The following is a 25,850-nucleotide window of genomic DNA, read 5'->3' as shown; positions in this document are numbered from 1 at the left end:
ATGATTAGAAAAATGTTTTATAGTATAGTTTTGTTAGTATTTGCAAATTGTTCTAAGGCACAAGTACTAGTTGCGGATTCCTTTAAACATTATGTGGATTATTTCAATACGATGGAGGACGAACCGATTATTCAAGCAATTCCGAATAGTGCTTCTTGGGATTGGTTAAAAAGCAATATTCCTTTGTTTGAATCTCCAGATATTTCTTTGGACCAAATTTATTATTTCCGTTGGTGGACGTTAAGAAAACATATTGAAGAAACACCCAAAGGTTATGTTTTTACCGAGTTTCTGGTTAAGCGATCTTACGCAGATCAATATAACTTGATTAGTAGCGCATTGGGACATCATATTTATGAAGGAAGATGGTTACACGATCAAAAATATTTGAATGATTATTTGCGTGTTTGGTTTAGAGGAAATGATGGTAAACCTATGAAAAAACTTAGGTTTTATAGTGGGTGGAATGAAGATGCTATTTATAATCGTTTTTTGGTAAATAATGATAAAGCTTTTTTACTTGATCTATATCCTGATATGGTAGAAGACTATAAAGGTTGGAAGTCGGATCATAAGTCTAAAAATGGTTTGTTTTGGCAATATGATGTGAGAGATGCGATGGAGGAAACGATTAGTGGTGGAAGAAAAGAAAGAAACAATAGGCCGTCTATCAATGGATATATGTATGGAAATAGCAAAGCATTGATACAAGTTGCGACTTTGAATGGAAAGACAGATGACCAAAAATATTATCAACAACAGTCTGATTCTTTAAAATTGAAAGTTCAGAAACTATTATGGAATCCGAATGTTAACTTTTTCGAAGTGCTGAAAGATAAAGGTGATACATTGTCTAATGCAATGGAAGAAATTGGTTTTATTCCTTGGTATTTCAATCTTCCTGATAATGATTATAATTCAGCTTGGAAAAAGCTCATGGATACGGCGCATTTTAATGCTCCAGCAGGTATAACTACCGCAGATAGAAGCAATGCTCAATTCAGATCACATGGTTGCTGTAAGTGTGAGTGGGACGGTGCTGTTTGGCCTTTTGCTACATCTCAAACTTTGACGGCAATGGCTAATGCTTTGAATAACAATAAACAAAAAGTTATTTCCAAGGACGATTATTTTTCCCAATTACAGAAATACGCTATATCCCAACATCGGAACGGAAAGCCTTATATCGGTGAATATATGGACGAAAAAACGGGACAATGGTTGACTGATGATGTTAGAGGACGTGATTATAATCATTCAACCTTTAATGATCTAATTATTACAGGTTTGGTCGGATTAAGACCAAGAGCGGATAATACAGTTGAAGTTAGCCCTTTGTTGCCTTCTGGACAATGGGACTGGTTTGCACTGGACAATGTCCTTTATCATGGGAAGATATTGACGATTATTTGGGATAAGACAGGAAATAAATATTATAGAGGAAAAGGATTGTCGATTTGGTCCAATGGAAAAAGAATCGCTCATTCAAACAAACTTACAAAAATTAAAGGGAGCTTATAGTTATGAAAATAATTGCGACATTAGCTATATGTCTATTTGCCATTCAAAATCTTTATGCAAAAATTGTATTGCCTAAGATATTAGGTAACAATATGGTTTTGCAGCAAGGTCAGAATGTTCCTATTTGGGGATGGGCATCTCCCAATGAAAAAATTACAGTTTCTTTTAAAGGACAAAGCAAAACAACGATAACAAATATCAAAGGAGAGTGGAGAATTGAATTATCTTCTTTAAAAGCGTCTTATGACTCAGTAGAACTCTCTATAAAATCTATTACGGAAACTATTGTTTTGCATAATATATTGGTAGGCGAGGTCTGGCTTTGTTCTGGGCAATCCAATATGGAATTTGCCATGCGAAAAATTAGTAAGTTACAACCACCTCCAAATAGTAATTGGCCTGTAGATGAATTAGAAGAAGCACACAATTCCAATATCAGAATCTTTTTAGTAGAACGGAAAAAGATGGAGCCAGATTCTTCTCATTCTGGATGGTCCAACGCCGAAGGAACTGCTTTACGTAGTTTTTCTGCTGTCGGTTATTTTTTTGCTAAAGAGTTAGAGCGTAAATTGAAAGTTCCTATTGGTGTTATTTCTGCTGCTATTCCAGGCAGTCGCATTGAACCATGGATGCCTAAGGAAGCTATGTCAGAACAATCATTTTTTAAGAATCATAAAGAAGATTCTTTGGGGAAAATAGATGGAGATCCTGGAAAGTTTTATACGACAATGATAGCGCCATTAGTTCCTTTTTCTTTAAAAGGTTTTCTTTGGTATCAAGGGGAATCTAATTGTTTTTTAAACGAACGCATCCAATATAGTTACAAGATGAAATCTTTAATCGATTATTGGAGAAAGGAGTGGGGCAATAAAGATTTACCTTTTTACTATGTTCAGATTGCACCATATTTTTATTCAAAAGTAAAAGATCGACCTTACACGGTTTATAGTGAGGCGGAGTTCTGGGAAGCTCAAGCTGCTGCACTGAAAATTCCAAATACAGCGATGGTTTCTACTTTGGATTTGAATAATGATCCAGCAGATTTGCACCCTGTTAATAAATGGGATGTTGGAAAAAGACTTGCAAATGCAACAATTAGCAAAACCTACAAAAAAGACAATGCAACTTCGATGGGACCGTTGTTTACAAAAATGAAAAAAGAAGGTAGTTGTTTAGTTTTAGATTTTGAATATGTAGGAAAAGGTTTAGTAGAAAAGAATAATAGTAATGCCGTAAAAGGTTTTGAAATAGAAGATGCCAACCATAATTGGATAGTTGCTGATGCGATTATCAAAAACAATAAAGTATATGTTTCTTCAGATAAAGTAACTAATCCAGTCGCCGTGCGTTATGCATGGCGAGAAGATGCTACACCTTATCTGTACAATAAAGATGGTTTGCCAGCACTTTCTTTTAAGTCAGATAATTCTTTAATAAAAGATTTTAACGTTAAATAATTTTTTCGAAATTAATAGTTCTGGATGCGTAGTCGTTTAGTTATAGTTTGTGTTTTATGGTTGATGAGTGTTCACGCTCAGGAAACTCAAGTGCAATATCTGTCAGGGAAAGGAAATGATGATATGGTGCAATGGGACTTCCTATGTACCGATGGAATGAATGCAAATAAATGGACTAAAATTGGTGTGCCATCCTGTTGGGAATTGCAAGGTTTTGGGAAATATAACTACGGCTTTGCTAAAGACAGTTTGAAAGGAAAAGAAAAAGGACTATATAAATATACTTTCCAAGTACCCAAAGATTGGAAAAACAAGCAAGTTAATATTGTATTTGAAGGTGTCATGACCGACGCGAAAGTTAAGGTAAATGGAAAAATTGTAGGCTCCATTCATCAGGGAGCATTTTATGCGTTTAAATACAATATCACTAAACTTCTCCATATTGGAGGTCCAAATATTTTGGAAGTAACGGTTGCCAAACATTCTGCTGATAAATCTGTGAATGCCGCGGAGCGAGAGGGTGATTTTTGGATTTTCGGAGGAATCTTTAGACCGGTTTGGTTAGAAGCGTTGCCAAACATCAATATAAGCCAGGTTCAGATTGATGCTAAAGCAAATGGTACTTTTAGTGCACTCGTACATACAAACACAAAAGACAAGATTCAGCTTACTATTTTTGATCGTAATAATAATATAGTCCAACAAAGTACAGATTTGTCTCAAAAAAATATTGGTGATTCTTTATTTCAACTATCCACTCAAATCAATAATCCTAAGCTATGGAGCTCTGAATTTCCAAATCTTTATCGAGCTGAATTTTCAATAATTAGAGAAGGTAAAGTCCTGCATACAATTTCGAAAAAATTCGGATTTAGAACGATTGAATTGAAACAACGTGATGGTATTTATGTCAACGGTGTCAAGATAAAATTCAAAGGTGTTAATCGTCATTCATTCAGACCGGAGACCGGTCGTACGATGAGTAAACAAAACAGTATCGAAGATGTGCTTTTGATTAAAGAGATGAACATGAATGCTGTGCGGATGAGTCATTATCCTCCAGATGATCATTTTTTGGATGTGTGTGATTCCTTGGGACTCTATGTTATGGACGAGTTGGCTGGTTGGCATGGTATGTACAATACACAGATTGGTTCCAAACTTCTAAAAGAAATGATTGACCATGATGAAAATCATCCATCTATTATTTTTTGGTCCAATGGTAATGAAGGAGGGTATAATTTTGATTTGGATACACTTTTTACACAATTTGATTTGCAAAAAAGACCAGTAGTTCATCCTTGGCAATTGTTTAATGGGATAGAAACGCAACATTATCGTCAATATAACTATGGTGTTGGTAACTATGATAATGGACGGGAAATCGTTATGCCAACGGAGTTCCTGCATGGCCAATTTGATGGTGGACACGGTGCAGGTTTGGAAGATTATTGGAATAAAATGTGGAACGATCCGCTACATGCTGGAGGTTTTCTATGGGATTTTGCGGATCAAGCAGTCGTAAGAAAAGACTTGCATGATTCTTTGGATACAGATAAGTCCCGTGGTGCTGACGGTATAGTTGGACCACATCACGAGAAAGAAGGTAGCTTCTATGCCGTGAAGGAAATTTGGAGTCCAGTTTTTTTTGAAAAAAGGGAAATTACTTCTGAGTTTGATGGGGTATTTACAATTGAAAACAGATACCATTTTACCAATATCAAATCGTGTTCTTTCACTTGGCGATTGTCCAAATTTGGATTGTCTGGTTTGCAAAATATTTCCGGTACTGCTATTGCTCCTGCTATTGCACCATTGCAAAAAGGGAAACTAAAATTGCCATTACCCAAACATTGGTTAGACTATGATATTCTTTATGTGACAGCCAAAGATCAATATGGCTTGGAAATATTCACATGGAGTTTTCCGATCAGTTCTCCAACGCTATTGTCCAATAGATTAATAATGAATTCGGAAGAAAACAAAGTTACTATTGATAGTATCCAAAATCAATTTGAAATAAAAGTAAAAGACGTAACTATTTGGATTGATAAAAATAATGGCTTACTCAAAAAAGTAACCAACTCAAAAGGTTTAATTCCTTTAGATAACGGGCCAATCATTCAGGAAGGAAGCACCAACTTTTCCAATATTACGTATCGTTATGATAATATGGGAAACCTGATCGTTAGTTCGCAATTTGATAAAAATAAAAGTTTTAATGTTATTCAATGGACGATTCAGACGAATGGTTGGATTAAATTGGAGGTAGAATATTTCTCTGACTCATTACATTCTAAGATGTTAGGGGTCAATTTTGATTTTCCGGAAAAAGATATTCGTTCCGTGAAGTATTTGGGAAATGGACCTTACCGTGTTTGGAAAAACAGATTAAAAGGTGTCCGGTTTGGAATTTGGGATAAAAAATACAATAATACCGAAACCGGTGAGACTTGGTTATATCCAGAACTTAAAGGCTATTATTCCAATTTTTACAGTGGTGTTTTTAGTACAGATAAGGAAAGTTTCGCCGTTGCTACTAATACGGAAGATCTATTTTTAAGATTTTTTACGCCTGCATGGAAGACTGATGAATGGCATAACTACGAAACTTTTTTTCCAAGAGGCGATATTTCCTTTATGCAAGGAATTCCGTCCATTGGTAATAAAACGCAAACTAGGGAAACTACGGGGCCAATGGGTTTGGATAATATTTTATATGACTATGATCATGATCGTAGTCGTGCATTGAAAATAGGATTGTATTTTAATTTTTCTTCTAGTCATTTTTTTGAAGATAAAGATTTAGATAAATTATGAAATTTTTACTGAATATATTATTTCTTGGTTTGTTTGTGCAATGTTCGGCACAGATCACTACTGTAAATTTGTTATGTGAACATTTGAATAATCCTTTGGGTATTAATACGGCTCAACCGTCGTTTAGTTGGGAGATTATATCAAAAGAACGCAATGTAGTACAGGTCTCTTATCAAATATTAGTGGCAAGTAGTGCGGACAAATTGAATCAGGAAAAAGCCGACTTGTGGAATTCTAATGAGATTATCGGTGATGTTTCCAACTATATAAAATATTCTGGCAAAAAATTACAATCTGGACAAAAAGCTTATTGGATTGTAAAAGTTACAACTAATAAAGGTGCCTCCTCTTGGAGTAAACTCCAATATTTCAATATTGGATTACTTCATAATTCTGATTGGAAAGGAAAATGGATTGGTTATGATCAAGCCTCTTCTTGGGATAGTATTTCGCAATGGTCACGACTTTCTGCTAGATATTTTAGAAAAGAATTTTCCACGAAAGAAAATAAAATTAAAAGGGCAACTATATATATTGCTGGTCTTGGACTTTATAAATTGTCGATAAATGGACAAAAAATTGGTGATCAAGTATTAGCGCCTGCGCCGACCGATTATCGTAAAACGGTTTTGTACAATACGTTTGATGTGACCAATATACTCCAAAAAGGTAAAAATGCTATTGGTGTTATTCTTAGCAATGGTCGTTTTTTTACGATGCGTCAGAACTATAAGCCTAAAAAGATTGCCAATTTTGGATATCCGAAGTTGCTTTTTCAGTTAGAATTAGAATACTCAGATGGACGTAAAGAAATTATTACTAGTAATAAGTCATGGAAGTATAATTCTGATGGCGCTATTAGAACTGCTAATGAATATGATGGAGAAGAATATGATGCCAATAAAGAATGGAAAAATTGGAATACAATAGGGTTTGATGATGCAAAATGGAGTAAAGTGCAACTAGTTTCTTCTTCAGGAGGTCTATTAACTGCACAGATGACTGCTCCAATGAAAGTGATGAAAAAAATCAAACCAATTGACATTCATAAATTATCTGACGGAAAGTTTGTTGTCGATTTTGGTCAAAATTTCGCGGGTTGGGTTGAATTGAAAGTGAAAGCAAAAAACGGTGATAAGATAACTATGCGTTTTGCTGAAAGTTTGCAAAAAGATGGTTCTATTTATACCGAAAATCTTCGTGACGCTAGATCTACGGATGTCTATATTGCAAAAGGAGTTGGGGAAGAAATTTGGCAGCCGAGTTTTGTTTATCACGGTTTTAGATATGTGGAAGTTTCAGGGTATCCTCAGACTCCTAGTTTGGGTGATTTTGAAGGGCAGTTAGTATATGACGATATGCAAACAGTTGGAACGTTGAATACTTCCAATGCAACTATCAATCAAATTGTCAAAAATGCTTGGTGGACAATTGCTTCGGACTATAAGGGTATGCCTGTTGACTGTCCTCAGAGAAATGAAAGACAACCTTGGTTGGGTGATCGTACAACTGGTTCCTATGGCGAAAGTTTTCTTTTCGACAATAAAAATCTTTATACGAAATGGTTAGATGATATCCGAGACGCACAGACCTCTAAAGGTTCGATTCCTGATGTAGCTCCTGCATATTGGAATTATTATACAGATAATGTTGCTTGGCCTTCTACGTATTTTTTTGTTGCCAATATGCTTTATCGTCAATATGGCGATGTAGAAGTAATCAAAAAGCATTATCCTAATATGAAAAAATGGGTTTTGTATATGGATTCCGCCTATGTAAAGAACAACTTAATTGCTAGAGATAAATATGGAGATTGGTGCGTTCCTCCAGAAAATATTTTTATTACAAAATCGCAAGATTCCAGTTTGACTACCAATGGAACACTTATAGCGAGTTCTTATTATTATCAGGTTTTAAGGTTTATGTATGATTTTGCTATTTTGTCGCAAAATTATAAGGATACTTCTTTTTACAATAATTTGTCTTCCAATATAAAAACAGCATTCAATAAGAAGTTTTTGAATGCAAAAAAAGCTTTGTATGATAACAATTCTTTGACAGCGAATATCCTTCCCTTATCTTTCAATATAGTTCCGGATAGTCTACGTGATAAGGTTTTTGATAATGTTTACAAAAAAATCAAAATTGACCATCACATGCATATTGGAACGGGCGTTATTGGTACGCAATGGATTATGCGTACGCTTAACCAATTTGGTCGATCTGATATTTCTTATACGTTGGCTACCAATAAGACATATCCAAGTTGGGGATATATGATCGAGAATGGAGCCTCGACTATATGGGAATTATGGAACGGAAATACAGCTTCCCCCAAAATGAATTCTCAAAATCATGTTATGTTGTTGGGGGATCTTTTGATATGGTTATATGAAAATGTTGCTGGAATTAAATCTGATAGTTCGGCCATAGCATTCAAAAAGATCATCATGAAGCTTGAAATTATTGATGGTTTGGATTCTGTAAATGCGTCTTATAAATCGGTGTATGGAGAAATAAAAAGCCATTGGATAAAAACTATAAATTCATTTAGTTGGGACATTACAGTTCCTACCAATACAACTGCTCAGATTTCAGTACCTGCATACGCCTTGGAATGGATTAAAGAAAGTGGAAAATCGATTCAAGGAAATAAAGATGTTTCATTTGTAAAAATGGATGGAGCATATGCAATTTTGAAGATTGGTTCGGGTAATTACAGATTTGAGTCGACTTTTCCTTTCAAAAAGGGAATAAAGAAAAGTGAGTTCATTTTTACACAAGTAAAATTTCCGGAAAGTCATTCTTCTACTATAGCGGAAACACCTAAGGGACTAATTGCCTCTTGGTTTGGCGGTACCAAGGAAGGAAATAAAGATGTTTGTATTTACACAAGCAAACTAGAGGATGGTAAATGGACATCGCCCGATTCAGTTGCCGATGGTGTTAAAAATGATTCCTTAAGATACGCTTGTTACAATCCTGTTCTGTATCAAATTCCAGGAAAAGAGTTGTTGCTTTTTTACAAAATAGGTGCAAATGTTGGCAGTTGGAAAGGTTGGATGAAAAGGTCTTTTGATAATGGCATTACTTGGTCAGTTCCCGATTCCTTGCCATTTGGATATCTTGGTCCAATTAAAAATAAACCCGTTTTGGTCAACAATGCTTTGATTTGTCCTTCAAGTACTGAAAATAATGGTTGGAAAGTTCATTTCGAATACACAAAAGATTGGGGTAAAACTTGGACAAAATCTGAAAACATCAATGATGGGAAAACAATAAGTGCCATACAACCAAGTATTTTAACATATTCAGATGGTAGATTGCAAGTATTGTGTAGAAGTCAAAATCGAACAATCAATGAATCTTGGAGTAAGGACAACGGTTATAGTTGGAGTCCTATGACACAGACTTCTATGCCAAATAATAATTCGGGTACCGATGCAGTTACTCTAAGCAATGGTTGGCAACTTTTAGTATACAATCATGTCAAGCCTGATATTAAATTACCTAAAGGGAAAGGAGCAAGGACGCCTCTGAATGTTGCGATTTCCAAAGATGGAGTTAAGTGGTATGCAGCTTTGGTTTTGGAAGATTCACCAATAAGTCAATATTCTTACCCATCTTTTATACAATCTAAAGATGGTAAGGTACACATCGTATATACTTGGCGTAGGGAACGTATCAAACATGTAGAAATTGATCCTGCCGAATTAGAGTTACATGAGATTGTCGATGGCGTATGGCCTGTAGTTAAACCTTAAAAGTTTATATTGAAATGATTGGAAAATATATATATAAAATTTTCATAGTTGGTTTGTTTTGCATTTGCTTGCAAACTGTAACTTATGCACAACAAGACTCAGATCACAATTATGCAAAACCTTTAAAGTCCGTATTGGTTGAAATTCAAAATCGATATGGTGTAACTATCCAATATAAGGACAAAATGGTGGAAGGGAAAGTCGTGCCTTATGCAGATTGGAGACTAAGACCAGATGTAGAAACAAGTTTGTCGAACGTGCTTTCACTTTTTGATATGAAAGTGGAGAAAGTAAAAGACAAAACATACAAACTCAAAGATTATGAATATTATCGTTGGGCATTGAAAGACGGTTGGGCGGAACTGGATAGAATTGCTTCTCAATATCATAATCAACAACAATGGGAATTAAGAAAGGACTCTCTAAAAAAAGAAATGTTGCATGCCTTACAACTTGACAAAATTCCAAAGTCCAACAATGTTTCTGTGATCAAAACAAAGGAACGCAAATATGATGGTTATTCGGTATCCAATATCGCTGTTGAAATTTTGCCAGGCGTGTATTTTTGTGGTTCCTTATACAAACCCAATACTATAAAAGGTAAAATCCCAATTATACTAAATCCCGATGGTCACTGGCCACAACAACGTTATCGTGCAGACTGTCAATATCGTTGTGCTGCCTTGGCAAAAATGGGAGCGATGGCTTTTAGCTATGATTTATTTGCATGGGGTGAGTCTATGCTGCAGTTTCCCTATGAAGATCATCGGAAAAGCATTGCGATGCCTTTACAGATCTTGGCTTCTTTTCGGATTTTGGATTATTTGTTAACACTTCCAGAAGCAGATAATAATCGAGTTGGTATTACGGGTGGTTCAGGTGGAGGAACGCTCACGATTATGACTACGGCTTTGGATGATAGGATCAAAGTTTCTTCTCCTGTTGTTTCAGTCAGTTCCTATTTTTATGGCGGTTGTCCTTGCGAGAGCGGTATGCCTGTACATTTCTGTGCTGGAGGTACGGATAATGTGGAGATTGCGGCTATGGCGGCACCGAGACCGCAGTTGTTAATTTCGGATGGTAGTGATTGGACTGCGAATATGCCAGAACATGACTTTCCTTATTTGCAAAAGATCTATGGTTATTTTGGTAAAACAAATGCTGTTCAGAATGTCCATTTACCAGATGAAAAGCACGATTTTGGAATTAATAAAAGGACACCAGTTTATAATTTTATGGCGAAATATTTAGGTTTGAATATTAATAGTATTTTAAAAAATAGTGTAGTTGACGAGTCTTTTGTAACCGTGGAAAAAGAAAATATGATGTATGTTTTTGGAGATAAGGGCCAAAATATTCCAATAAACGCTATAAAAGGATGCGATAATTTGATGAAATTAATGCTCAACTACAAATAAGCAATATTTTAATATTAGTTTTTTGACTATTCAAAATATAAAATGTATTTTGTACAAATTAATAACGAATGTGTTCCATATGAAAAGAATAGTGATATGCTTGTCAATATTGTTTTTTTTCGAAATACCTGTGCTTTTTGCCCAAGAAAATGCTAGGTATAAGATCGGTTTGATTGATTTAATGCTCTTAAAAAGACAGAAAGTAAGTGCTATCACATTGGCTCACGAACTTGGTGCTGATGGATTAGAAGTTGATATGGGAGGACTTGGACAAAGACCGACTTTTGACAATAAATTGAGTATTGATTCTATTAGAGATTCCTACCTAAAAGCTGCGAAAGAGAATAATATTCAATTTTGTAGTATTGCAATGACTGGTTATTATGCACAATCTTTTTGTGGAAGGTCAGAATATCAAAAATCTATATTGGATTGCATTACAACTATGAAGGAGCTGGGTGTGAAAACCGCATTTCTTCCTCTTGGTGTACAATGTGATCTTAGAAAAAATCCAAGTGTAAGAGATTCAGTTGTTGCTAGACTTAGATGGGCAGGACAACAAGCGCAAAATGCTAGTGTTGTAATCGGTATCGAAACAGCATTAGATGCAAAAGGAGATGTTCAACTTTTGAAGGAAATTAACTCTCCTGGAATCAAGATTTATTTCAATTTTTCTAATCCTCTTAAGGAAGGACGTGATCTATACAAAGAACTTAAAATACTGGGCAAGAACAATATTGCCATGATACACGCTTCCAATAAGGATAGTGTCTGGTTACAAAATGATCCTCAAATCAATATGCTAAAGGTTAAAAAAACTTTGGATAAAATGGGTTGGAGTGGTTGGCTCGTTATTGAAAGAAGCCGTGATGCCTCCAAACCAAAAGATGTGAGAGGAAATTATGGAGCAAATGCCGCCTATTTGAAATCAATATTCCAATAGATGTCAAGATTTTTTTCATATTGTATTGGATTGTTTTTGTTGTTGCCATGTATTGGATTTTCCCAAGTAAAAATTTGGGTGTCAAGTGATGGTAATGATAATGCGATAGGCTCTGAACAAGCGCCTTTAAATACTATTGGTAAAGCGATAAGAAATGCCAGAAACCTTCGTCGGCTAAATGATTCGTCAATTCTAAAAGGTGTTGATATAATCGTAAAAGGAGGTACTTACCAACTAGACGAACCAATAATTATTAGACCAGAAGATAGTGGCAATCCCAATTCCATAACGACTATAAAAGCAAATGAAAATGACGAAGTTATTGTGAGTGGAGGTGTACGAGTTACTAACTGGACTTCTGTTAAAAATAATGTAGACGGTTTAAATCCTAAATTATTGGGAAAGGTAATGGTTGCAGACCTTCCGAATACTATCAGTATTGAAGCTTTCGATTTTAGGCAAATGTGGGTAAATGGAAAGAAGGCTGTTCGTGCTAAAAGCTCTACTGGATCAATGATGCAGCGCGTATTGAATTGGGACAAACAAACAGGAACTGCTATTGTTTCTTCAAAAGATATTGGAACGCTTATGGCTTCTAATGGATTGGAGTTTTTTATTCACCAATGGTGGGAAACGGCAAATTTGCGTGTACGTAAATTTGAAAAAATGACGAAGGATAGTGTTCGTGTTTTTTTCCATGAGCCAGAAAGTAAAATCCAAAATGAACATCCTTGGCCATCGCCTTGGTTGTCCAAAGAAACTGGAAATTCTGCTTATTATTTTGTCAATAGTTTAGAACTATTAGACGAACCTGGTGAATGGTTTTTTGATGCAGGTGCGAAGAAAATTTATTATTATCCTTTAACTAATGAGGATATGGCAACGGCTGAGGTCGTGATTCCTGTATTGGAAAATCTGTTGCAAATACAAGGTACTCCTGAAAATCTAGTACATGATCTAAAAATTGAAAATATTAGTTTTCAATATAGTTCTTGGCTACGTCCATCAAAAGAAGGACATGTGCCGCATCAAACAGGAATGTATATGGTGGAAGCCTACAAACTTAAACCCGCAGGAACGCAAGAAAAACCTAAATTAGACAACCAAGCTTGGATTGGAAGACCAAAGTCTGCAATTGATATTTCTTATGCTTTCAATTTCGAATTTTCTAATAACAAATTAATGCATTTAGCCTCCACTGGTTTGGATACTAGAGTTGGCGTTGTTAATTCAATTTTAAAAGGGAATGTTTTAAAAGATATTGGAGGAAATGGTATTTTGGGTGGCTATTTTGGAGAAAATGGTTTGGAGGTTCATCGTCCATATTTGACAACTAATCAAAATGAAATTGTTCAAAATGTAAAGGTTGAAAACAATTTAATTTCGGATATTGGTAATGAGGATTGGGGATGTGTTGGTATTGGATTTGGTTACGCGAGAAATTTAAAAATCGCACACAATGAAATCGAGAACGTTCCCTATTCTGGTATTAGTGTCGGTTGGGGATGGACGCCACAAAAAAGTATTTTAGAAAATAATATTATTGCTCAAAATGAAATTCATCATTTCGGGCGGACGAACTATGATTGTGCAGGTATTTATACGCTTAGTGCACAAGCAGGAACTATAATTGAAAAAAATTATATTGATAGCATTTATAGTGCACCTTACGCACACCTTCCAACGCATTGGTTTTATTTGTATACTGATGAAGGATCTTCGGGTATAACTATTCGCAACAATTGGACTCCGAGTCAAAAATATTTGCAAAATAATAATGGTCCTAACAATATTTGGACAAATAACGGTCCGCAAGTTGAAAATCAAATCAAGTCATCTGCTGGATTAGATGATCAGTATTCTTATTTGAAAAAATACAGCTCTACTAGTACAATTGGTTTAAAAATCAACAAAGAACGTAAAGAATTAGTGGAGTTAACAAGCGAGGATAACCGAAAAATAAATGTAAAAGCATTACGCACTTTTTTATTGAGTAAAGGTGTTAAAGACGCACTCATTTACCAATGGAAAAATCATACGATAATTTATAGTTTCGTGCAGGATATGACAGTGTTGAGAGGACAATTGCAAAATGCGTTTCCGAATAATAGCATTAAAGTTTACCAAGATTTAGTTTATGATTTTGAATCTCAGGAACATTGTGAATCAAAAGAAATTCAAAAGGATGTGAAAACTATTGTCATGACTGCTAATCTTGTTTCTGATCCTACGAAGCAACAAGAATATATTGACTATCATCAATCGCAATTTGAAAAATGGCCAGAAGTTTCTAAGGGTTTTTGTAATGCTAGTTTTCAACAAGTATTGGTATTTAAAAATGAAAGACAGTTGATGTTGGTCATTACTATTCCAAAAGGAATGAATTTAGACAAACTGAATCCGAAAACGACAGAAAATAATCCACGCGTAGTCGAATGGAACAAACTCATGTCTCAATACCAAGAAGGGATTCTAGGAACTAAGAAGGGGGAAATATGGGTTGTGTTGAAAGAATATTAAAATAGATTTTACTCAAAATATCATCGAAAATTATGGAAAATGAAAAAATATTGAATGTAGGGATACTGGGGTTGGGGGAGGGTAGAAGTACCATGTCTGCCGTATTGAAAAGCGAAAAACTTCACTTAAAAAATATATGTGATGCCAATGAACTATTATGTCAACAGCGTTGCAAAGAGTTTCAATACGATCATTACACAACAAAATATGAAGATTTGTTAAAGGATGAAACTATTGATCTTATTGCTATTTATACACCGGATCATTTACATGCTTCGCATATCAGATTAGCTTTGGAACATGGCAAACATGTAGTTTGTACAAAGCCGTTTATTGATGATTTGGCAGATGCAAAACAACTATTAGAACTACAAGAAACAACAGGAAAACGTGTTTTTGTGGGTCAAAGTTCTCGCTTTTTTCAACCGTATAAAAAGCAAAGACAAGATTTTGAAAATGGACTTATTGGTGACCTGATCACAATTGAAAGTCATTATAATGCAGATCACCGTTGGTTTTTAAAGAAAAAATGGGCATTAGAGTCATCTTTTAAATGGTTGTATGGAGGATTGAGTCACCCAGTTGATTTTATTCGTTGGTATTTGCCCGAAGTAGAGGAGGTGATGGGTTACGGAATGATTAGTGCTAATGGACAGAATGCTGGATTAAAAAATGAAGATACCATGCATTTTATTTTTAGAAATAAGGATGGTCGTATAGCTCGAGTTAGTGGTGCCTACACAGGTCCGGTACAACCTACTTATAGAGAAAGTGAAATGAGTTGCATATTGAGAGGAACAGAAGGGGCGAGTCAGGCAGACTATCATGAACTGCGTTATGCCATTACCAATAAAGACGGTGAACAAGTAACCCAAACATGGGGAGATAAAGAGTTGAATCATTTTTTTAGATTTGAAGGACAATCGCATCATGCAGGAGAATATCAAAATTATCTGGAATATTTCGCTGCGGCGATTGTTTCTGGAGAGAAGGCTTTTCCTGATATAAAAGAAGGAATTGGAACCGTCGCATTACTGCAAGCAATGGATGAAAGTTTAAAAACTAAAAAACCTGTTTTTGTAAAGGATATATTAAATCAATATGGTTTGTAGTCCAAATTTAATCTCGATTGTATGAGCCATTTATTATCCAAATTTCAGACTGTCGATTATATTATAGTCGTTGTTTACCTAGTTCTATTGCTAGTAATAGGTTATCGTGCTAGTTTTGGAAAAAAAAACAAGAACGAAAATCTTTTTCTGGCAGGAAAGTCTTTGAATTGGTATAAAATCGGTTTTAACATGTGGGGCACCAATGTAGGACCTTCCATGTTATTGGCTTTTGCTAGTATTGGCTACTCTACTGGGATTGTAGCCGGTAATTTTGAGTGGTATGCTTTTGTTTTTCTAATGCTGCTGGCTTTGGTATTTGCGCCACGTTATTTGGCGAGTAATGTCACAACTATGCCAGAATTCATGGGCAAAAAATATGGAGAAAAAACACGGAACATTCTAGCATGGTATGCCATGGTTAAGATGTTGATTTCATGGTTGTCTTTAGGATTGTTTGCAGGTGGTTTTTTGGTAAGGCAGATTTTAGGTATTCCTATGTGGCAATCTGTAATAGTATTGGTGCTTTTTGCAGGATTGTTTACAATGGCTGGCGGACTCAAAGCAATTGCCAGAGTCAATGTTTTTCAGATGATTTTATTGATAGGAGTGTCTTTGATTCTGTGCGTTATTGGTTTGAATAAAGTTGGCGGCTGGAACAATTTGTTTGCCCAAACACCTTCTAGTTATTGGCATTTGCTTAAGCCTGCTTCTGATCCCAATTATCCCTGGTATGCTATTTTTTTAGGTTATCCTGTTTCCGCAATTGCTTTTTTCTGTACAGATCAGGCAATGGTGCAATCTGTTTTGGGTGCACGTAATCTCAAACAAGGACAATTAGGTGTCAATTTTATTGGTTGGTTGAAGATATTGTCTGTTCCCTTATTTATTTTACCCGGTGTTATTTGTTCCATTCTTTATCCGCATCTGAACAGTGCGGATGAAGCATACATGACAATGGTGACCAATTTGTTCCCCGCAGGATTAAATGGTTTGGTTTTGGTTGTCTTGATCGCTGTATTGGTAGGGACTATTGGTTCATCATTAAACGCATTGAGTACTGTATTTACAACGGATATTTACGTAAAAAAAATCAATCCGAATGCTACAACCGAACAAATTATCAAGGTCGGTAGACGTACCGTTTTAGCAGGTTGTGTGTTTGCCATATTGGTCGCATTGGCTATTGATAGTATTAAAGGATTAAAACTGTTTGATATTTTTCAGGCGGTTTTAGGATTTATCGCACCTCCATTGACTGTTGTTTTTCTATTGGCAGTTTTTTGGAAAAAAACAACCAAAAAGGCGGTAGATTTTACGCTTTCATGGGGTTCGTTTATCAGTTTGGGTATTGGTATTATTTACCTTTGGGTTTTACCTGCCAGAAAATATCACTTTTGGCCGCACTATTTGTTACTTTCTTTTTGTATTTTTATCCTCTTAATTACGATAGCGTTAGCCATTAGTATATGGGACAAACAACCAATAACGAGCACGGAAGATGCAAATGTCCATATTGCTAAGCCAAATAATATTGTCAAGTGGATGTGGGGATTGTTAAGTGTTGTAATGATTTTGCTATATATTTTATTTAGATAATTGTCATGATGAATTTGCCAAGGAAATATGTTACTTTTTTTTATAAGTGTAAATGCTACAATTATAAATTGTTGTTGGTGCTCTTCGGCTTTATGTTTTTTCAGTCCGTTTCTGCGCAGACTTGGATTTGGTATCCTGGTGATTACGAAATATGGCTTTCCAATCAAATGCAAAACAGGAGAACAGAAAGAAATGCATTTTTTCCAATTTTTTGGAAAATGGATAGTCATTATCCATTGGTAGATTTTCATAAAGATTTTTCATTGCCCAAAGCAGATACAATACACTTTCAAACGGAAGGAATTTGCAATATTAAAATAGATGGAAAAGCGATTGATGACTTGACTGGAACGTTTATTGTTCCTGCAGGAAATCATCGTATCAATGTCAAAATATACAATCAAGCGACACCTCCAACGGTGTTTATGTCGGGACGTTATGTGAAAACAGATGCGAGCTGGTTAGCCACTTTTGAAGATAAAGAATGGATAGATGAGACTGGGAAATCTTCGGATGTTTCCGCAACCAACTATCAACCCGCTGGATATTGGAATTTTAATTCGACCAATCAGATTCCTTCCCATTTTGTTTTACCTGTTATAGTCCAACGTCCAGTTTCTGTAGTCAAAAAGGATAATTCAATTTTATTGGATTTTGGAAAAGAGACTTTTGGCTATGTCAAACTTCATGGTATTGCTGGTCGCGGCAGATTGCAATTGGTATATGGGGAAAGTAAGGAAGAAGCGTTAGATACTGAACATGCAGAAACATTTGATTGGATAACTATAAGTTCTTCTAAAAAAATAGATACCACACCACAATTGTCCAAAGCATTTAGGTATGTAAATATTAAAAATACGGATGGATTGCAGTTGGATAGTGTTTCCATGCTATACGAATATGCGGATTTAAAAGATAAAGGAAGTTTCGCTTGTAATGATGAAGAATTGAATAAAATATATGACGTTTCGAAATATACTTTACATCTAAGTACTAGGGAATTTTTTATTGATGGAATTAAAAGAGATCGTTGGATTTGGAGCGGAGATGCTACCCAGAGTTATCTGATGAACTATTATCTAATGAATGATAACGAAACCGTTAAACGTACGATGTATGCGCTTCGTGGAAAAGATCCAGTGACGAGTCATATCAATACGATTATGGACTATACCTTCTATTGGTTTTTGAGTTTTTATGACTATTATATGTTTACGGGAGATAAGACTTTTCTTGTTAACAATTATGATCGTATGAAAACTTTAATGGACTATGTCGTTGCAAGAAGAAACAAAGACGGTTTGTTAGAAGGAATGACAGGAGATTGGGTATTTGTTGATTGGGCAAAAGGATTGAGCAAAAAAGGTGCTTTAAGTTTTGAACAATTGTTGTTTGCTAGAGGATTGGAGACGATGACTATCTGTGCAGACCTTTCAGATCACAAAGATGATGCGGTTCAGTATTCTAAAATGGCAACAGATTTAAAAGGTAAATTATTTGAATATTATTGGAGTGAAAAACAAAAGGCTCTTGTACATAGTCGTATTGACGGTAAACAGAGTGATAATATAACTCGATACGCCAATATGTTTGCCATATTCTTCAATTATTTTAACGAAATACAAAAATCGGAAGTGAAAAAATCTGTTTTGTTGAATGATACAATTCCTTCCATTACGACACCGTATATGCATTTTTATGAATTGGAGGCGCTTTGTGCTTTAGGTTCACAAGATCATGTATTGAAAGAAATGAAAGACTATTGGGGTGGTATGTTGAAATTGGGAGCGACTTCTTTTTGGGAAGAATATGATCCTAGCAAAAAAGGAGCTGAACACTATGAAATGTATGGTCGTAAGTTTGGAAAAAGTCTTTGTCATGCTTGGGGGGCGAGTCCAATATATTTACTTGGAAGATATTATTTGGGCGTAAGTCCGACATCTCCAGGATTTGAAACCTATGAAATCAAACCGGCGCTTGGCGGTTTGAAATGGATGGATGGAGTTGTACCTACTCCTAACGGTGAAGTGCGTGTTTATTGTAATACTTCCAATATAAAAATATCCGCATCTGAAGGCGTAGGAAAATTAATTTTTAAAAGTGCTAATAATCCAAAATGTAAAGAAGGAAAAATTATTGCCAAAGGAGGCAATCAATATGAATTGGAAATTAAAAAAGATCAACCATACAGCATAAACTATAAAGCGGTTGTTTCAGAATAATCTTACTATAACCTAATCAACAATTATATGATTAAGCAAGTACATATATTTATTTTCATGGTTTTATTTGGTGTGATATATCATTCCAATACAAATGCACAAGAACCAATTCCAAATGCTACAATGGACAGCATCTATCAAGAAGTCAAAACGCCATACAAGTATGGACTAGTAATGGTTCCTACCAATAACGATATCAAGATGGACTGTCCTAGTATTTTCCGTAAAGGAAAAAAATGGTACATGGTTTATATCATTTACAACGGAAGAGGTTATGAAACTTGGTTGGCAAAAAGTAAAGATCTTTTGCATTGGGAAACTTCTGGTCGTATCATGTCTTTTTCGGATACTTCAGATTGGGATAACAATCAGAAGGCGGCTTATATTGCTTTACAAGATCCGACTTGGGCCGGAAGCTACCAATGGAATAAATATGATGGAAAATATTGGATGTCCTATTTTGGTGGTCATGCAAGAGGTTATGAGGCTGGAATGTTATCTATTGGGATTGCTTATAGTTCCAAAAATCCAACTAGAGTTCATGAGTGGGATCGTTTACCAGCTCCAGTTTTAAAACCTGATGACTTAGATGTTCGATGGTGGGAAAACCATACGATTTATAAGAGTTCCATTATTCCAGATAAACAAAAATTGACTGGTTATGCATTTGTTATGTACTATAACGCCAATGGTGATAGTTTGAATAAAAAAAGAGGAGCAGAGCGTATAGGTATGGCGGTTTCTGATGATATGGTTCACTGGAAGCGTTTCAGAAAAGATCCTATATTGAATCATCATATCGGCATTACTGGTGATGCTTATTTGCAGAAAATGGGGGACTATTGGGTAGCTTTTTATTTTGGTGCTTTTTGGAAAGATGCCAAAGATGCATTTAATCGATTTGCCGTTTCAAAAGATTTAATTCATTGGACGGAATACGATAAGGATTTAATAGCGCCATCCGAAGCATACGATGAACTTTTTGCTCATAAATCATTTGTAATAAAATACAAGGGAATCGTCTATCATTATTATTGTGCTGTTAACAAAAACGAACAAAGAGGTATTGCAGTCGCGACTTCTGTTGACAAAGGAAAAAGCCAATTGTCATTTTTGCCTTATGAAAAAAAGAAAAAAAAGAAATAAGATAATATTGTTTTTTCTTGGTTGCTTGTCAATCCATCTAGTTGATGCGCAATTAGTAGACAAAACGCCCGCTCCAGTACCGGTAGCTCCAACTATATATAGTACGGAACCGTATGAAGATCCGTTGGTTAGCGGTATTAATCGTGACCCTTCTCGTGCAACGTCTTATTCGTACAGTGATGTTCAAACTGCATTGACAGGAGATAGGGAAAAGTCTGGGCGATATATGTCTTTGAATGGTGATTGGGATTTCAAATTTTCAATGAAACCATCCTTAGCGCCGACTGATTTCTATAAAAGTAAAGTTAAAGGTTGGGATAAGATTGAAGTGCCTTCTAATTGGGAAATGAAAGGCTATGATAAACCCATTTACAAAAGTGCCGTTTATCCATTTCGTCCGGTCAATCCACCACATATTCCGACAGACTATAATGGTGTTGGTTGTTATCAACGCTCTTTCACTATTCCAAGGAATTGGAAGGACATGAATGTAACTTTACATTTTGGGGGCGTTAGTTCGGCTTATAAAGTTTGGATAAATGGTAAGTTTTTAGGTTATGCGGAGGATAGTTTTCTGTCAAGCGAATTTAATATCACACCTTATCTACAAGAAGGCGAAAATGTATTGTCTGTTTGGGTAATACGTTGGAGTGATGGCAGTTTTTTGGAGGATCAGGATCAATGGCGATTAAGCGGCATCCATCGCGAAGTCATGCTAAAAGCTGAACCCAAATTACGTATTGCTGATTTTTTCTGTCAAACAAAATTGGATAGTGTTTATAAAGATGCTAGACTATTGATTCGTCCTCGTATAGAAAATTTGTCCGGGCATTTGATGAATAAATACAGATTAAATGTAGATCTCTACGACAAGACAAACAAAAAAATTACAGGTACTTCCAAATCTGTCGATTCTATTATCAATGAAGTATATCCACGTTTGGATAACGCAAAATTTGGATTGATTGATATTCCGATTTCTAATCCTGATAAATGGAGTACAGAAGTTCCGAATCTTTATTCAGTAATTTTTTCATTAGTCGATTCTATTGGAAATATATTGGAAGTTAAAACTTGCAAAGTAGGATTTAGAACTATTGAATTTGATAAAAAAACAAGTAAACTATTAATCAACGGAAAACTAACGTATCTCTATGGAGTTAATCGTCCAGATCACCATCCTACAAAAGGCAAAGCGTTGTCAAGAGCTGATATTTTACAAGATATCCAAACTATAAAACGATTCAATTTTAATTGCGTTAGATTGAGTCATTATCCGAGCGATCCATATTTATTGGATTTGTGTGATGAGTATGGAATCATGGTAATTGATGAAGCTAATCTTGAAACGCATGGTTTGGGTGCGAAACTAAGTAATGATCCTAGTTGGACAAGTGCTTATCTGGAAAGAAGTAACAGAATGGCTATCCGTGATAAAAATCATCCATCTATTATATTTTGGAGTTTAGGTAATGAGTCGGGACGAGGTCCCAATCATGCGTCTATGGCTGCTTGGTTGCATGATTTCGACATTACACGTCCTATTCATTACGAGCCAGCAATGGGCAGTCCGAAATTAGCAGGCTACATGGATCCTTCCAATCCAAATTATCTCAAGCCCAATGATCATAGTCATCGTTTACAAAATCCTTTAGATCAATATTATGTAGACATGGTGAGTCGTATGTATCCTGCATTATACACTCCACCATTATTGGTAAATCAGCCAAACGGAGATCGACGACCAATTTTCTTTTGTGAATATGCGCACGCAATGGGCAATAGTGTGGGAAATATCAAAGAATTTTGGGATCAGTGGAAAAACCTTGATCGTGTTATCGGTGGTTGTATTTGGGAATTTAAAGATCAAGGTTTGGAAAAGAAAGATTCGCTTGGTAGACCATTTTATGCTTATGGAGGCGATTTTGGAGAGAAGTATTATGACGACTTTACCATAAAAGGAATTGTGGCTGCGGATGGTCGACCTAAAGCGGCTATTTATGAGTGTAAACATGTATTTCAACCTATAACATTTAGTTGGCAGGACAGAACAAAAGGACTTGTAAAAATGGAAAACCAACAAGCTGTATTGAATGTCAATAATTTTGATATACACTTGATTATACAACGTAATGGTGTTGATATTTCAGATAAAATATTACCTAATTTATCAATAGTCGCAGGTAAAGATTCTATTATTAATATTGAAAAATATTTACCCAAACTAGATAACAATACAGAGTATTTTGTGTTTTTTTCCTGTGCGTTAAAAGAGAAAATGCCATGGGCTGATAAAGGTTTTGAGGTTGCTTTTGACCAGTTGGCTTTGACAGGTTTAGCTCCAATAAATAAAGTTCCGCTTCAAAAAAGTGATGGGATACTTACAACAGATTCAAAAAGTGTTTTTATCCATATTGGAAAAAATAGCATTGGATTTTCCAAGGAAACAGGTGCTTTGAATTCTTACATTGCTAATGGGAAAAGTGTTATTACAAGAGATTTTTTACCACATTTTACTAGGCCATTAACTGATAATGATAAAAGAGGCTGGAAATCTAACAAAAAACTCAAGCAATGGTACAATGATAGTTTGCACTTTGTCAAAATGTCTATTGATAGCACACCAAACAAACCAATTGCCATAACGTCACAGTATAGTTTTATCAATGATAGCGCTAAAGTACTTGTTCAATATACTATAGGAAAGGAAGGAGTCCTAAAAGTTGATTATTCATTAAGTGTTTTACCTGGTTTGCCCAATATGCCAAAAGTCGGGATGCAAGGCGGAATTGATGATTCATTTCGAGAAATCACTTGGTACGGTAGAGGACTCATGGAAAATTATATTGACAGAAATTCTGGTTTTCCTGTTGGTATATATTCTCAACCTATCCAAAACTTTATGGAAAACTATGTTGTTCCTCAGGAAAATGGCAACCGTACAGATGTTCGCTGGATGTATTTTGATAATAAGAAAGATGACGGACTATTGGTAGTCGCAGATAGTCTTTTAAGTATGAGCGCTTGGCCATATACTGAAAAAAATATCCAAAACGCGAAACATACTTACAGATTAAGTGATGCTGGATTTATTACGCTAAATATTGATCTGATTCAAATGGGAGTGGGCGGGAACGATAGCTGGAGTGATGTGGCGGCACCTTTAGAGCAATATCAAATAAAGGCAAAGGATTATCACTATTCGTTTTATATAGTTCCAATAGATGGTAAGGTGCCTAATGATAAGACTGTGTTCAAGTTTTGATAGTTATTTTTAGATAAATTGATTGTATGAAAATATTCTTACTAAGCATAATATTTTGTTTACTGCTAGTGCATAGTAAAGCGCAGGAAAAAGCATTGGTGGATACAAAAACGAGCCAATATTCTCAAATGAAGATGTTGGATATGGGTTCTGTTCATTGGACAGATGGTTTTTGGTACAATGAATTTCAATTATGTAAAAATACAATGATTCCTACTATATGGCGTATTTACAACGACCCAACTATAAGTCATTCTTTCCGAAATTTTGAAATTGCTGCTAGTTTGGATACGGGAAGTTTTGTTGGTCCTTCATTTCATGACGGAGATTTCTATAAAGTATTGGAGGCTTTGGCGGCTATGTATGCCACAACAAAAGACACTCAACTCGATAATGAGCTTGATAAAGCTATTGCTGTGATTGTCAAAGCACAAAGAAAGGATGGTTATCTTTATACAAAATCCATTATCGATCATCAAAAAATGGGTAAATCTGAAATGTTTGATGATAAGTTAAGTTTTGAAGCCTATAATTTTGGTCATTTGATGACTGCTGCTTGTGTGCACTACAGAGCAACAGGTAAGCGTTCTTTGTTAGATGTTGCTATTAAAGCAACTAATTTCTTATTGTCCTTTTACAATCATGCCACACCCGAACAAGCAAGAAATGCTATCTGCCCTTCTCACTATATGGGCATTATCGAAATGTACAGAACGGTTCAAGATCCTCGATATCTTCAACTTGCAGAAAAATTATTGTTAATCAGAGGTACGCCTGAAGGAACGGAGGATAACTCAGATCGCGTGGCTTTTAGGAAAATGGAACATGCTGGTGGTCACGCTGTTAGAGCCAATTATCTTTTTGCCGGAGCCGCTGATCTTTTTGCGGAAACGGGAGATACTTCTTTGATACGTGTATTGGATAAAATGTGGAATGATGTCACTTTTCGTAAGATGTATATTACAGGAGGTTGTGGTGCTTTGTATGATGGTGTTTCTCCTGATGGTACTTCCTACAATCCTGATACGGTGCAACGCGTCCATCAATCTTACGGAAGAGCGTTTCAATTACCACTAAAAACGGCTCACAATGAAACTTGCGCCAATATTGGTAATCTGTTATGGAATTGGAGAATGTTTTTGAATACAGGTGACGCAAAATATATGGACATTGTAGAGTTGGAGTTGTACAATGGTATATTGTCTGGTGTAAGCCTTGATGGTGATAAATATTTTTATACGAATGCATTGGAGCACAATGCAGCATTTCCATATACATTAAGATGGGCAGGTGGTCGTCAAAAATATATTGCATTGTCCAATTGCTGTCCGCCCAATATAGTTCGTACAATTGCTGAAGTTCCTAACTATGTATATACGGTTTCCAAGAATAATCTTTTTGTCAATTTGTATGGAAGTAATCAAGTTGAACTTACTTTGGATATTGGGAAAAAGATAAGTTTGGAACAAAAAACGAATTATCCTTGGGATGGTTTGATTAGTTTAAAAATAAACGATGTGAGTCAGGCGCAAATGGGAATTAATTTTCGTATTCCGAATTGGTGTACGAATTATTCCGTCAGGATCAACGGTTCTTTAATATCCAACAAAGAATTAAAAAATGGATTTTGTGTAATCAATAGAGTTTGGAAAAATGGAGATATTGTAGAGCTAAATCTGGATATGCCAACTAATATGATGGAATCCAATCCTTTAGTAGAAGAAAGCAGGAGTCGAGTAGCTGTAAAAAAAGGTCCTGTTGTGTATTGTTTGGAAACAAAAGATTTGCCAGATTCTGTTTCTGTTTTTGATGTTACGCTTGACGCTTCTCAGGTATGGAAACCAATAACGACAAACATTAAGGGTTATAGCTTTACATCTTTGCAAGGAAATTTTTTATTACAAAAGAAACAAAGTTGGAATAATTCATTATATCGACCAATAAGCCATGATAATAGTTCTTACAAAAAAATACAGGCTAAACTAATCCCGTATTTTGCATGGGCAAACCGAGGAGATTCGGATATGTCCGTTTGGTTGCCATATAGTACTCATTAAATAAGGAAA

General features: G+C 35.4%; 13 protein-coding genes. All 13 read left to right on the top strand.

All coding sequences use genetic code 11. The features are described 5' to 3' along the window. The 13 genes from E0W69_RS08020 (at position 1) to E0W69_RS07960 (ending at position 25,841) form a co-directional block, all read left to right on the top strand. A complete protein-coding gene (locus tag E0W69_RS08020; protein WP_131329541.1) occupies positions 1-1,521 on the top strand; it encodes an MGH1-like glycoside hydrolase domain-containing protein in 1,521 nt (506 codons plus the stop codon). A 2-nt stretch (positions 1,522-1,523) separates the two neighbouring features. Beyond that, positions 1,524-2,978 carry a sialate O-acetylesterase gene (locus E0W69_RS08015; RefSeq protein ID WP_131329539.1) on the top strand — a complete coding sequence of 485 codons (1,455 nt, stop codon included), beginning with the start codon at positions 1,524-1,526 and terminating at the stop codon, positions 2,976-2,978. Between the two features lie 24 nt (positions 2,979-3,002). Beyond that, complete coding sequence (locus E0W69_RS08010) at positions 3,003-5,798, top strand: glycoside hydrolase family 2 protein (protein ID WP_131329537.1); 2,796 nt, start codon at positions 3,003-3,005, stop codon at positions 5,796-5,798. Beyond that, positions 5,795-9,562, top strand: coding sequence for a family 78 glycoside hydrolase catalytic domain (locus E0W69_RS08005; RefSeq protein ID WP_225321446.1), 3,768 nt, complete (start codon positions 5,795-5,797; stop codon positions 9,560-9,562). Before E0W69_RS08010 ends, E0W69_RS08005 begins: the two co-directional genes overlap by 4 nt. 14 nt (positions 9,563-9,576) lie before the next feature. Next, entirely contained in the window at positions 9,577-10,980 is a 1,404-nt protein-coding gene (locus E0W69_RS08000) for an acetylxylan esterase (protein WP_131329533.1), read from the top strand. Between the two features lie 79 nt (positions 10,981-11,059). Next, complete coding sequence (locus E0W69_RS07995) at positions 11,060-11,923, top strand: sugar phosphate isomerase/epimerase family protein (RefSeq protein ID WP_131329531.1); 864 nt, start codon at positions 11,060-11,062, stop codon at positions 11,921-11,923. Beyond that, entirely contained in the window at positions 11,924-14,443 is a 2,520-nt protein-coding gene (locus E0W69_RS07990; RefSeq protein WP_131329529.1) for an L-rhamnose mutarotase, read from the top strand. Between the two features lie 32 nt (positions 14,444-14,475). Then, positions 14,476-15,555, top strand: coding sequence for a Gfo/Idh/MocA family protein (locus tag E0W69_RS07985; RefSeq protein WP_225321445.1), 1,080 nt, complete (start codon positions 14,476-14,478; stop codon positions 15,553-15,555). A gap of 21 nt (positions 15,556-15,576) precedes the next feature. After that, positions 15,577-17,151: a sodium:solute symporter family transporter gene (locus E0W69_RS07980; protein WP_131329527.1), complete on the top strand. Its 1,575-nt coding sequence runs from the start codon at positions 15,577-15,579 to the stop codon at positions 17,149-17,151. A gap of 77 nt (positions 17,152-17,228) precedes the next feature. Continuing rightward, the gene (locus E0W69_RS07975; RefSeq protein ID WP_225321444.1) at positions 17,229-19,373 is read left to right on the top strand and encodes an alpha-L-rhamnosidase-related protein; all 2,145 of its coding nucleotides are present in this window, start codon (positions 17,229-17,231) and stop codon (positions 19,371-19,373) included. 27 nt (positions 19,374-19,400) lie between these two features. Then, positions 19,401-20,519, top strand: coding sequence for a glycoside hydrolase family protein (locus tag E0W69_RS07970; RefSeq protein WP_131329525.1), 1,119 nt, complete (start codon positions 19,401-19,403; stop codon positions 20,517-20,519). Beyond that, on the top strand, positions 20,494-23,784 hold the full coding sequence (locus E0W69_RS07965; RefSeq protein WP_131329524.1) for a glycoside hydrolase family 2 TIM barrel-domain containing protein: 3,291 nt from the start codon (positions 20,494-20,496) through the stop codon (positions 23,782-23,784). Before E0W69_RS07970 ends, E0W69_RS07965 begins: the two co-directional genes overlap by 26 nt. 26 nt (positions 23,785-23,810) lie before the next feature. Further along, positions 23,811-25,841, top strand: coding sequence for an aceric acid hydrolase (locus E0W69_RS07960; RefSeq protein WP_131329522.1), 2,031 nt, complete (start codon positions 23,811-23,813; stop codon positions 25,839-25,841). Positions 25,842-25,850: the final 9 nt, after the last annotated feature.

This window comes from Rhizosphaericola mali, from assembly GCF_004337365.2.
Taxonomy (GTDB): Bacteria; Bacteroidota; Bacteroidia; order Chitinophagales; family Chitinophagaceae; genus Rhizosphaericola; species Rhizosphaericola mali.
Note: the sequence above shows the minus strand (reverse complement) of the source record. Positions and strands in the feature narration are given on the sequence as shown.